This window comes from Sphingobacterium sp. UBA1897, from assembly GCF_002337775.1.
GTDB lineage: Bacteria > Bacteroidota > Bacteroidia > Sphingobacteriales > Sphingobacteriaceae > Sphingobacterium > Sphingobacterium siyangense.
Genome location: NZ_DDGR01000027.1, coordinates 12,269 through 24,989, shown reverse-complemented (window position 1 = coordinate 24,989; position 12,721 = coordinate 12,269). Strand labels below are relative to the sequence as shown.

6 protein-coding genes are annotated in these 12,721 nt (G+C 41.1%); all 6 read left to right on the top strand.

What is annotated here, in order from left to right:
• Positions 1-185 precede the first annotated feature (185 nt).
• The 6 genes from B4N43_RS18600 to B4N43_RS18575 all read left to right on the top strand — a co-directional run bounded on the left by B4N43_RS18600 (position 186) and on the right by B4N43_RS18575 (position 12,602).
• Positions 186-1,574, top strand: coding sequence for a DUF4832 domain-containing protein (locus tag B4N43_RS18600; RefSeq protein WP_286735844.1), 1,389 nt, complete (start codon positions 186-188; stop codon positions 1,572-1,574).
• A 28-nt stretch (positions 1,575-1,602) separates the two neighbouring features.
• Positions 1,603-3,390, top strand: a complete 1,788-nt coding sequence (locus B4N43_RS18595) for a glycoside hydrolase family 2 protein (RefSeq protein WP_088160533.1) — start codon at positions 1,603-1,605, stop codon at positions 3,388-3,390.
• Positions 3,391-3,545: 155 nt separating this feature from the next.
• A complete protein-coding gene (locus tag B4N43_RS18590) occupies positions 3,546-6,242 on the top strand; it encodes a sugar-binding domain-containing protein (protein ID WP_286735843.1) in 2,697 nt (898 codons plus the stop codon).
• A gap of 38 nt (positions 6,243-6,280) precedes the next feature.
• A complete protein-coding gene (locus B4N43_RS18585; RefSeq protein WP_286735842.1) occupies positions 6,281-7,030 on the top strand; it encodes a hypothetical protein in 750 nt (249 codons plus the stop codon).
• Positions 7,031-7,230: 200 nt separating this feature from the next.
• A complete protein-coding gene (locus B4N43_RS18580) occupies positions 7,231-11,295 on the top strand; it encodes a hybrid sensor histidine kinase/response regulator transcription factor (protein WP_286735841.1) in 4,065 nt (1,354 codons plus the stop codon).
• Positions 11,296-11,435: 140 nt separating this feature from the next.
• Entirely contained in the window at positions 11,436-12,602 is a 1,167-nt protein-coding gene (locus tag B4N43_RS18575; RefSeq protein WP_286735840.1) for a glycosyl hydrolase family 28 protein, read from the top strand.
• Positions 12,603-12,721: the final 119 nt, after the last annotated feature.

Below are 12,721 nucleotides of genomic sequence, written 5' to 3'. Positions count from 1 at the left end.
ACAAACAGCTATTCTCAAATTGGATAATAAATTTTTTTTTAACGCTTTTATTGTGCACTTCTGGATTGCTTGGTTTTTCTCAAAAAAATAAAGGGAAAAGCGGTTCGGGCAACACCGGGTATATTTTATTAAAGCCAAAATACGATGGTCATTCAGTCTTGCGCAATCCTTTAAATGGTTGGGTAATGTATGCTCCCCGTAATGCCGATGATACGTATTGGGATATCGAATATTTTGTGCCAGCATTGGGTAAAAAGGTAAAGGTCATTGATTATGCTTCGGCATGTTATGTACGCACGAGCTGGTCTTCGCTGAATCCCAGTGACGGTGTTTATGCCTGGGATGATCCAAACTCTAAAATAGGAAAGCTCCTTAAAGGCGCACAAACGAGAGGGTTGCCCATAGCGCTCCGTATTGTGGTAGATGGTCGCGACCAAGGTCAAAATACACCCAAATTTGTGTTCGACCTCGGAGCCAAATATTATTTGGAAAATGAAAATCATCCCGATAGGCAAACACCTTATCCTCAGGATGCGGTATTTAGAAAATACTATACCAAATTTATCACAGCTTTGGCCAAGGAATTTAATGATCCTGAAAAGACCTCTTTTATTGATGCCTATGGCTTGGGGAAATGGGGCGAAGCACATTATGTTGTTTATGAAGACCCCAAAATGGCGACACCCGAAAGTACTGAAAAAATAAAGGAAGAAACCCTGGACTGGGTGACCAGCTTATATGCTAACACATTTACAAAAGTTCCTTTGGTTATCAACTACCATCGTCTGGTCGGTCATCCCGAAAGTTGGGGCGCAGTCAACCCGAATAGTGAACGCTTATTGGATAAAGCTATTGATAAGGGGTATAGCCTTCGCCAAGATGCTTTTGGCATGACTGGCTATTACCAGAATTGGGAAAAGGATTTTGCCAAGAAATGGAATTTTAAGCGTCCTATCATTATGGAAGGAGGCTGGATTATTGCCCCAGGTAAGCACCGTTATTGGACAGACCCCAGTGGAAAATATAGAGAAGGTCATGATGAGGATGTGAGGAAAGGTGAGTTCGACCTGTCGGCCGAAGCCCATGTCAATATGATGGACTTTAGAGCTGGGGGAGAAACTGAATCCTGGTTTAAGTCCTTTGATTTGGTTCAACGGTTTATTACAGAAGGTGGCTACCGTGTATATCCAGACCAAATCAACCTCCCTCAAGATATCAAGTCGGGAAAGATAGCGCAAATCGCCCATCGTTGGCAGAATATGGGCTGGGGCTATTTACCTAATAATATTCCACAATGGAACTACAAATATAAAGTTGCTTTTGCACTGTTAGATGCCAATGGGAATGTTAAAAAGATTTTTGTAGATCGTCAGAGTGAACCGTCTGCTTGGTTGAAAGGTACTGCTGCGAGTTATAAATTAAATGCAAAAGTAGATCTACCTTCAGGGATATATAGCTGGGCAGTCGCCATTGTTGATACGACCAAGGAAAATAAGCCGGCAATTCAACTTGCCCTTGATGGAGATTTGACGGCTCAGGGTTGGACAAAGCTTTCGGCATTGCAGGTAAAATAGAAAATTTTATTAACAACTAACACCTATTATGATAAAGCTGATCAATCTATCTTTGATATTGTCCCTTTTTTTTAGCCTGATAACCTCCAACCTTGTTGCACAGCAAAATATGGCCAATGTGTATGGTAGGCGAGCTCAATCCTTAAATGGAAAGTGGGACGCTATTGTAGACTTATACGACCAGGGAAGAAAAAACCAAATCTATCTGAATAAAAAAGCCGAAAACAAGACTGATTTTTATGAATACGCTTTCGAGAATGGGCTCCGTTTAAATGTACCTTCAGATTGGAACAGTCAAATGCCTGAACTTAAATATTACGAAGGTACCATCTGGTATGGGCGTAAGTTCGATGTAGTGAAAGAAAATAACAAAAGGTTGTTCTTGTATTTTGCTGCGGTAAGTTACCGTTGTCACATATATCTCAATGGACAAGAGATTGCACAACATGAAGGTGGTTTTACCCCCTTTCAGATTGAAATAACGGATGCAGCTAAAGAAAACGATAATTTTTTGGCAGTTGAGGTAAATAATAGCCGGCAGGTTGATGCCATTCCGGCAATGGCCTTTGATTGGTGGAACTATGGCGGTATTACCCGAGATGTCTTTTTGGTCAGCACGCCAAAAGTTTTTATCGATGATTATTTTGTTCAATTGGACAAAACCAAAGCCGATAAAATCAATGCGAAGGTCAAACTTTCGGAAACGATGGCCAATTCCTCAGTAACTATTGAAATACCGGAACTACAACTAAAACAAACGCTTAAAACAGATGCTCAGGGGGAAGTAAAAACTTCATTCCTATCGAGAAAAATCAAACGTTGGTCGCCTACTGCACCTAAACTGTATAACGTGAAGATTTCAACGCGCGACGATCAAATAGAGGAGGAAATAGGTTTTCGCAATATTTGGGTAAAAGGGGAAGATATCTTCCTGAATGGCGAAGCTATTTTTCTCAAGTCCATTTCATTTCATGAGGAAATACCTCAGCGCAAAGGTCGTGCTTTTTCACAGGCCGATGCAGTGATGCTGCTTTCAGAAGCAAAAGCTTTGGGCTGTAATATGATTCGTTTGGCACATTATCCACAAAATGAACATATCGTGAGAATGGCCGAAAAAATGGGTTTCTTGTTGTGGGAAGAAATTCCCATTTGGCAAGGCATCGATTTTGAAAATGAATCGACCAAAGAGAAAGCCGGTAAAATGATGCGGGAAATGGTTGCTCGAGACAAAAATCGTTGCGCACTAGCTTTTTGGGGAGTAGCCAATGAAACCCAACCATCCGAGCCTAGAAATGCTTTTATCAGGCATTTGATTGCTACATGCAGAGGCATTGACACGACCAGGCTTATAACCGCTGCTTTTGATCTTGTTCGTTTCAATAAGGAGAAGGAAACCTTTGTTATGGATGATCCTTTTACGAAAGAATTGGACGTCGTAGCTGTCAACAAATATTTAGGCTGGTACCACTCCTGGCCAGTTTCTCCTGATAAAGCAGTATGGGATGTGGCAAGAGGCCAGCCTTTAATTATTTCTGAATTTGGAGGCGAGGCGCTGTATGGCAAAACGGGCGAAAAGGATGTCGTCAGTTCCTGGAGTGAAGATTACCAAGCGACTTTGTACAAAAACAACCTCGAAATGTTTAAGCATATTCCAAACCTGCGCGGAACTTCACCTTGGCTGCTATTTGATTTCCGTTCGCCGTTCCGTTTTCATCCGACCAACCAAGATGGCTGGAACCGCAAAGGATTGATCTCAGACCAAGGCTACCGAAAGAAAGCCTGGTTTCTGATGAAACATTATTATGATAATAAATAAGACTTCAATTACGAAACCGAGCTTAAAGAGGAGTACCACAGTGACACAATTTTTTCGATGCCTACAAAAATAATATACTGAAAAGAATGAAAGCACCTAAACTATCGAAACACAAAATGGATAAATACAGGATAAGCATTTATAAATACTTTAAAATGATGTGCCTAATGGGGCTTTTCCTGCAGGTAGCCTTGTTAAAGGCTCAAGATGCTATCGATTTATCAGGCACTTGGGGGTTCCAGACGGATGTGATGGATTTCCGTAGAGGCTCGCTGTCCCCCCGCTATAATCATCTTTTGCAAGAAACAATTAAGCTTCCCGGTATTACCGATGATTATCAGATAGGATATAAAAATCCCTATAAATATATCGACCGTTTGACCCGAAAATACGAATACATGGGACCGGCATGGTACCAACGTGATATTGAAATCCCTGCCGAATGGAAAGGGAAAAAAATATTCCTATACTTTGAGCGTACCCACTGGTTGAGTTCAGTTTTTATAGATACCAAGGAAGTCAGCAGTATCGATTATGTAAGTGTACCCCACAACCACGATCTGAGCTCATTTGTAAAGCCCGGAAAAAAGCATCGCATGACCATTTGTATCGATAACCGGTTTCAGTATAACACACACAAATGGAACCATGCGCATACTGAATTTACACAGATTAACTGGAACGGTATTCTAGGAGAAATAAAGCTGCTGGCCATAGACCCAGTTTATCTGGAAGATCTTCAGGTATATCCAAATATAGCCGATCAGTCCATAAAAGTAAAATTACGGGTAAATAATGCGACCAAAAAACAGGTAAAGGGCAAAGTGTCTTTCGTCATCGAGGGAACAAATTACAGCCTTAAGGATGAAGTTGCATTGGTAAGTACCGATTCGGTGACCTTCGTAGAGACCACTATTCCATTAGGTAAGCATATCAAATTGTGGGATGAGTTTAACCCAAACCTCTATCGTATAAATTGTCAACTGAATACCTCTGACGGCAAAAACAGCTATCGGCATGAAAAGGCTACCACCTTTGGTATGCGTGAAGTAAAACAAGGAAAAAACCATGTACTGCTCAATAATCGTCCCATCCATTTAAGAGGCAATGTAGAAAATGCAGTGTTTCCAAAAACAGGCCATGCTCCGCTCGACGATGCCTCTTGGGAACGAATCATGGTGCTGATGAAGACGTATGGCATGAACCATTTACGATTCCATTCATGGTGCCCGCCGGCGGCGGCCTTTCGCATGGCAGACAAACATGGAATATATTTTGAAGTGGAAATGCCTATGTGGGGCAAAGATGCCGAACCCGACGAGTCCAGATATAACTTCTTCCGTAGGGAAATTAAAGCTATTTTAAAAGAATATGGCAACCATCCTTCTTTTGTTCTGTACTGCAACGGAAATGAAATTACCGGGAATTTCGACTTTATCGAGGAGCTGACTGCCGAAGGCAGAAAAGCTGATCCCCGCCATCTTTACAGCGGTTCTACGGCAAGAACACGGGTTAAATCAGATCAATATTACGTTTCCCAGCAAACCAATAAAGGGCCGGTGAAGGTGTACGAAGGTCTGCCCGGTACCGATTGGGACAAGAATTTGGAATCTGATGTCGATGTGCCCGTCATTTCACACGAGTCAGGGCAACGTTGTATTTATCCAAATTTTGATGAAATAAAGAAATATGCCAACAGTCCCGTAGAGGCCCGCAATTTTGAAGTATTTAGCGATCTATTACAAAAAAATGGCATGTTGGACCAAGCAAAGGATTTCTTCAGAGCATCTGGTGCGTTGACCGTGCTGGAGTACAAAGCCGTGATCGAAGCCCTGTTGCGATCAGGTAAATCGGCCGGTTTTCAGCTTTTGTCGATGAATGACTTTCCGGGACAAGGGTATGCGCCCGTGGGGATCTTCGATCCTTTCTGGGATTCGAAAGGATTGGTAACAGCAGAAAAATTCAGCGAGTTTTGTGCGCCAACGGTCGCTCTACTGCGCTACGATAAAAGCAGTTTTTTCAACACAGAAACATTTCGGGGTAAAGCCGAGGTATATAACTTTAGCAATTCTGCACTTGAAAATGCGAAAATTAAATGGTGGTTGACCGATACCGCTGGCAGCGTATTGAAAAAGGGAACGCTGAAAAGGCAAACCATTGCCAACGAAAATGTATCGCCGGTAGGTGAATTTGAGATTTCCCTAAAAAATATCAGCACCCAAAAAGTTACGGTTCATCTTGCGGTAAACGATAGCATTAAGAATAGCTGGGACATTTGGGTATATCCAAAGCATCAACATCTGATGCAGTCTACAGCTAATGTATTGTACACCGATGTCTACGATGATGCTGCAAAAAGGCAGTTGGTACAGGGTAAAACCGTGGTTCTTTATCCTTCTCCAGACCAGGTGAAAGGTCGAAAGTCACTGTTTCACAATCATTTTTGGAACCCCATTATGTTTGCATGGGCACCGATGACCATCGGCAACCTGGTTCATCATAAGCAGGCCATGTTTAATGATTTTCTTACTTCATACCATAGCGATTGGCAGTGGTGGGATATCCTGAACCATGCAAAAGTAATTGAAATGCAACATGCACCACAACAACTGCGTCCCTTTATACAGGTCATCGACAGCTACGACAACAACCAGAAATTGGGTATTGGTTTTGAAGCCAAACTGCACGGCGGGAAATTGCTGGTACTGGCATTGGATACCAAAAATGATATGGATAACCGTCCCGCTACCCAACAATTGTTGTACAGTATCGATAATTATGTAAAAAGTGAGAAATTCTCGCCGCAAGTGGCTGTGGACGAAACTTTTATTCAATCATTTTTAGAGAAATAAGAAAGATTTACACAATGGTAAGAACAATGATATTATCTATGATGACTGTTTTTTTTGGTCAGCCCCTCATGGCACAGGAAATTAGGTTGGAAGAGAAAGCGTCTGTAAACCAGGTTTATAATAAGGCTATCGAGGCGGAAAATGTATTATCCTTTAATGATTTGGACATCGAATCGGGCTATGTACTTTATCAGACCGAGATAAACACTGATGCGGAAAGCGAAGAGCTGGAATTGGAAAACGTACGCGATTATGCCGTGGTCTATGTCGATGGTAAGGTACAGGGTAGCCTGACAGATAAGAGTAAAAAACTAGCCATCAAAGCAAATCCAGGCAAACACTTGCTTCAATTTTATGTCGAGAATATTGGTCGGATCACTTACGGACCAGAAATTACAGATAATTCAAAAGGGCTATTTGGCACCATTACTTTAGACGGAAACGACCTTCAAGACTGGAAAATGATCCCCTTAACGGTGCGTAATTATCCACTGAAGGATTTGGTTTTTGAACAAAGATCAGCAGCTAATGACAGCCCAGGTTTTTACAAAGGTCAGTTCGAACACAATCTGTCCGGAAACAAGTATCTTAATATGACAGGATGGGGAATGGGCGAGGTCTGGTTAAATCAAAAATATTTGGGATCTTACTGGGAGGAAGAAAAACAGCAGTCGATATTAATTCCTTCGGAGGATTTAATACCAGGAAAAAATGAACTTGTAATCTTCGAACTCAAAAATAATCAGCAAAAGAAGATAAGTTTGTCCCCAACGCCTGTTTTTAAGTAAATTGGTACTGTTGGCTTCGCATGGATCTGAACAGCTGAAAAAGCGCTAAGGCCAGAATTTCGACGAAGCTCATTGCCTAATAGTATGATAATCGAAGTTTATAGAACCACTGATCAACAATTAGTAGCAGGATATTTTGATTGTAACTGGCCCACGTAAATCTTGGATTGAAATTTAAACAGTTTTAGTAGCATCGGTAAATGAATAAATACAGTCTGATAATTTGTTTCGTCGTTTTTTGGGGGCAATGTGTTCTCGGTATCGATCTTTCGAGGTATAGGTTTCATCTGATGCCCGAAACTTCCTACTATGGCGGTATACAAAGTATCGCAAAAGACAGTTTAGGGCGTATTTGGTACACGGGGCCCGATGCGCTCTTCATGTACGATGGCAATAGTTTTTATCAGTTAAATGATATCGTCTCTGCGATCAAACCAACGCAAAAATGGGGTTATGGTTCTTTAATTCGGGATAAAAAGGGAAATCTATTTCTAGCTTCTGGGCAAGGCTTATTAAAATTCGATTACGAACGGTTTTCTTTTCATGTCGTGGTTCCCGGAATGATCCGTTCGCTTTGTGTACATAGCGATGGTCAGGTTTACATGCTGTCAGACAATAGCATACTACGCTATAATCCGCAAAATAAACAGACAGAAAGCTTTTTATTGCCCAAAAACAAGTCTTTCCAAAATATATTGAGTGCTAAAGATCAGGTGTTTCTAAGCCAAGGCGCTGTCGTGTATCAAGTTGAAATGACGAAAAAACGCCTAGTCCAGTTTGCGGATTTTGGTAGTACGACAAATCAGGTGAACGATGCGGTCGCATACGGGGGGGAATATTACTTTTTAACACAACGAGGGGGAATCCATGTAACTGATTTAACAGGTACCTTAAAACAGAAGATCCCAGTAAGTATAATGGGAAATTCAGCCGTGTTAACCAAAAAATTATATTTGGACCAAACCGGGGTGATCTGGGTGGCTACGCAAGCTGGATTGTATCTTTATGATCCATCCAATAAAAGCAGCAGCACCTTGCAAATGAACTTGAACGATGCTTATTCATTACCGAATAACTCGATATGGACAATTTATCCGGATCCGGACCAAGGGGCCTGGATAGGTACTTACGGTGGTAAAATAGCTTATTGCTCGCTTTACGATTCCCGAGTACGTTACTTCAAGCCCAGCCCAGGGGGACTCAATCACCCCATAGTCAGTAGTTTTCAGGAAGATCATCTGGGAAATATATGGATCGGTACCGAGGGGGGGAGCCTGAATTACTGGAATAGAAAAAAGGATCAGTTTAACCCTCCAGAAAAATCGCAGGGTAGTTCGTCGAGTCCCCATATGATTAAACGCCTGAAATTTGACCGAACGAGTAAAAAACTGTTGATTTCAGCCTATAACGGCGGTATTGGCAGTTATGATGTGGACAGTCAGCATTTCAGCAGTTTCAATTTCCGCTCTCCGGAGAGCCAGCAACCACTCACCGTTTATGATTTTGTAAACGATAAGGAAGGCACTTGGTGGATGACAGATCCCGATAAATTATTTTTATATCGAAAGAAGCCGCTAGATCCTATAGAGATGGTAAGCGTCCTTGATGCGCAGGGCAAAAAAATGAAACTCGAAGTCGAAGCATTATATGTGAATAACCAAGATCAGCTCTGTTTAATTAGCCATCAAGGATTTTTTGTTGTAAATCCCCATACGTTAAAGGTATTGAAACACTACGCGCTCAAAGATGCTTCCTATTCAGCAAATTACCTGTGTAGTTATACAGTGACTTCAAATGGCGAAGTATGGTTGGGGACATTGGGTAAAGGCGTAAATGTACTCAAAAGAGATGGGACATATGTCAACTATAGTGTAAGTAACGGATTCCCGGCGAAAATGGTATTTGGCATATTAGAAGATGTTGCCACGAAAAATATCTGGTTAAGTACCAGTGATGGTCTTTTTTGTTTCAATTGGAAATACAGTAAATTTGAGAAAGCCAGATTTTATCAGGAAAATAACATTGGTTCATTTTATATTCATGCCGCTTACAAAACTTCTAGGGGTGAAATGCTGTTTGGTGGTACCAATGGATTTCTACTTTTCGATCCGGCGTACCTCAATAAAAATCTGCAAAAACCCAAAGTTTTTTTTACAGGATTTCTGGTCAACAATAAACTCGTGAAACCAGCGGATGGCTCATCAGTTTTAACGAAAGACATTGGCAGTCTTTCCAATCAAAAAGAAGACAAGATAAGGCTCTCCAGTAACCAGTCCAATGTAGAAATTAAGTTTTCGGCAAATAGTTATCTATCCGCAGAGAAGAACCAGTTCGCTTACCGGATGCTGGGGCTAGGTGAAGACTGGCAAATCAGTCATGCCAACCAGAAATCTGTACAGTTTCTCAACCTTCCGGGCGGAGATTATATCTTTGAAATCAAGGCTTCCAACAATGATGGGCTATGGGGCGATCAAATATCACGATTATATATCCATGTCGATCCACCATTTTTCTTGTCCTGGTGGGCATATTGCTGCTATGCCGCACTTGTTTTTGCTCTGCTCTTTTTCATAATGAGATATTACAGCAATAAAAGAGTGTTTAAAGAGCGATTAGCACTCGAGCGTTTAAAAGAACAGAATATGCAAGAGCTGAACCAGGCGCGTACCGACTTCTTTACCAATATCTCACACGATTTAAAAACACCGCTAACCTTGGTTTTACAGCCGCTTAAACAACTCAAAGACACTATTGTGGCCAATGATACCGCTTTGGTATACATGGATTTAATAGAGAAAAATGTATCCAGAATACAGCGGATGATTAGCCAATTGCTGCGCTTTCGCGAAATAGAAAGCCAAAAAATTACGCTCAATCCGCAGGTTGGTGATTTTATCAATTTTGTAAGGGATCTATTTAGCTTATTTGAGCTCTATGCCAATAAAAAAGGTGTTGAAACCAATATTTCCTCGTACAAGGACAATTTATATGTTGCCTTTGATTACGATGTTATCGAAAAAATATTGACTAATCTGTTCTCCAATGCCCTAAAATATACACCAGATAATGGGTATGTGGGCGTACGTATCTATAGTGCAACAGCAGAAGAAAAAGAACGGTTTCCTTCGTTAGATCCGAAGGAAGTCGAATACATCTCCATTGAAGTTATAAATACCGGTGATTGTTTTTCTGAAGAACAGATCGCGATGCTTTACACTTCTTTCAACCGCTTATCTTCTCATCGGCCAACTTTTGAAGAAAGTTCAGGACTTGGACTTGCCATTGTGAAAGAACTGGTAGATGTGCTGGAGGGTAAAATATGGATGGTCAATAAGACCGATAAAATTTCATTTACCATTTTACTACCGTTAAGGAAACAGGCCGGGGCAGGCGACATGCAGCCTAATGTGTATGATTACACCGTTTCTGAAATCGACGATATTATTACGCAGGATACTGCAGCCCCAGAAACAGGATCGATCCCTATAAAAAAGACAGATAATATCCTGCTCATTGAAGATGACCAACAGCTGCGTGTTTATCTGGAGCAGCGTCTGGCCGAAAAATATAATGTATATACAGCAAGTGACGGCGAAGAAGGCTTAATTAAAGCCGAAAAAATTTATCCGCAACTTATTATTACCGATCTGATCATGCCAAATCGCAATGGCTTGGAAGTATGCCGTAGCCTTAGGCAAAATTTTAAGACGAGCCATATTCCTATTATTATGATTTCGGGTACGGGAGATGACAACCAGCATAAAATAAAAGCATTGGAATATGGCGCCAATGTGTTTATTGATAAACCGTTTCATGTCGACTATCTGTTGCAACAGACGGAAACCATTCTAAGAAATCAGCGGGAACTAAAAGAAAAATACAGCAAACACGTTCAGGTAGATCCCTCCAATGTAACCGTTACCTCCATGGACGAGGAACTGCTGATTAAGGCTATTCAGGTCATTGAAGAAAATATTGACAATGCCAGTTATTCCGTAGAAGATTTTGTGGCTGATATGAACGTAGGCAGAACCATTCTTTATCAAAAAATACATGATATTGTGGGAATGTCCATCAAAGAATTTATTTTGAATATGCGACTGAAAAGAAGTGCTTATCTATTAGAAAAATCGGATTTGACGATAGCGGAGGTTGCTTACCAAACCGGGTTTAACAATGCCAAATACTTTAGCGTCTGTTTTAAAAAACAGTTTGAACTGAGCCCTTCGGAGTTTAAGAAAAAGGTTTCCAGTGGAAAGAAATAAAAATACAGCCAATAGTTGACCGACGCCCCTTTCAGATGGGTGAAAGGCCATTCTATATTTTTGAAATCCTAACGATCATGAAAATGACAATTTTTAGAAAAACGCTTCTGCTTACATGTTGCATTTGCTTGTGCAACGTAATGTATCTGGCAACGGCCGCCGCCCAAAAAGTAGATGAAACTTACATCAGCCCCAATAAATACAAGAGTGGTTCCCAGTCAGAACGTATACAAAAAGCCATAAATGAAGCAAAAAAGTCGACTGGGAAAGTAGTGATCCCTAAATACGATGCGGTAACGAAAAAAAGTGTCTGGCTCATCGATCAGGCCATTTTGCTTCCGGGCGATTTTGAACTTGAATTGAATAACTGTACCATTAAACTATCGGATAAATGCCGGGATAATTTTATCCGTTCGGCAAATGCAGGGCTGGCAATTAAAGATATAGCACCCGCAAAGAATATCCGGATTATTGGAAAAGGAAATGTTCTTTTAGAAGGAGCTGATCATCCCAGAGCTACCGGTGACCACAATAAAATCTTGTCCTTAAATCCCAGCGGATTTGGACAATCTTATGGTACGGATGCAGGTAAGCCCGGAGAGAACCAAAAAGGTGGATGGCGGAACCACGCCATTATATTGGCGCACACCGATGTATTTGAGGTTAGCGGCATTACATTAAAGGATTATCATGGGCATGGACTGGTATTGGAACGCTGTACAAACGGTAAGGTAAGCGATATTACTTTTAATGTGAGGCAGGCAGTAACTGTTGATGGAGCAGATAAACAGATTTTGAACCAAGACGGCATGGGCATACGTTTTGGCTGTAAAAATATTATTATTGCGAATTGCAAAGGTAAAAGCGGTGACGACTTTATTAATATAGGGTTGACAGATACCGGAGTGGGAGCAGGTGAAGAAAATGTAAATGTGGTAAGTGGTTCGATTTATAGGGGCGAAATTGACAACATTTCAACTATTTATCTCCAGAACTGGCAGGACTTCTATTCAATTTCACACCGATCCATACGGATTATGCCTGTGGGTAAACTTCGTATAAGTCATGTTTTTATCGAGAATATGGTCATCAGTCCGCTAGCACAACAAGGTTTGGTGGTCGAGTATGGCGAGCATGTCCAGGGCTTATTTGTACGAAATTTAATCAGTCATCAACCGATAAAAGCCAAAGGTATCTCGCAGGCCAGTTTCCGCGATATCATTTATAAAGGTCGGGGTGAAGCTATCGATGTGCAACCAAGCGATACGGTTATCCTAGATCATCTAATGTGTATAAAAAAAGAATAATAAAGCGCTTCTAACCCCCATTTTACAGCGAAAAACACATGTTTTTGCCTTTTGTACAAAATCAAACCATTTTCGTACAAAAACGAACCCTACGAATTGGTGATGATTATAGTTTTGTC

Bases quoted from the DNA above. Each gene is read 5' to 3' on its own strand.
- B4N43_RS18595 (WP_088160533.1), top strand. From the start codon at position 1,603: ATGATAAAGCTGATCAATCTATCTTTGATATTGTCCCTTTTTTTTAGC.
- B4N43_RS18585 (WP_286735842.1), top strand. From the start codon at position 6,281: ATGATGACTGTTTTTTTTGGTCAGCCCCTCATGGCACAGGAAATTAGG.
- B4N43_RS18580 (WP_286735841.1), top strand. From the start codon at position 7,231: ATGAATAAATACAGTCTGATAATTTGTTTCGTCGTTTTTTGGGGGCAA.
- B4N43_RS18575 (WP_286735840.1), top strand. From the start codon at position 11,436: ATGTATCTGGCAACGGCCGCCGCCCAAAAAGTAGATGAAACTTACATC.
- B4N43_RS18600 (WP_286735844.1), top strand. From the start codon at position 186: ATGTATGCTCCCCGTAATGCCGATGATACGTATTGGGATATCGAATAT.
- B4N43_RS18590 (WP_286735843.1), top strand. From the start codon at position 3,546: ATGATGTGCCTAATGGGGCTTTTCCTGCAGGTAGCCTTGTTAAAGGCT.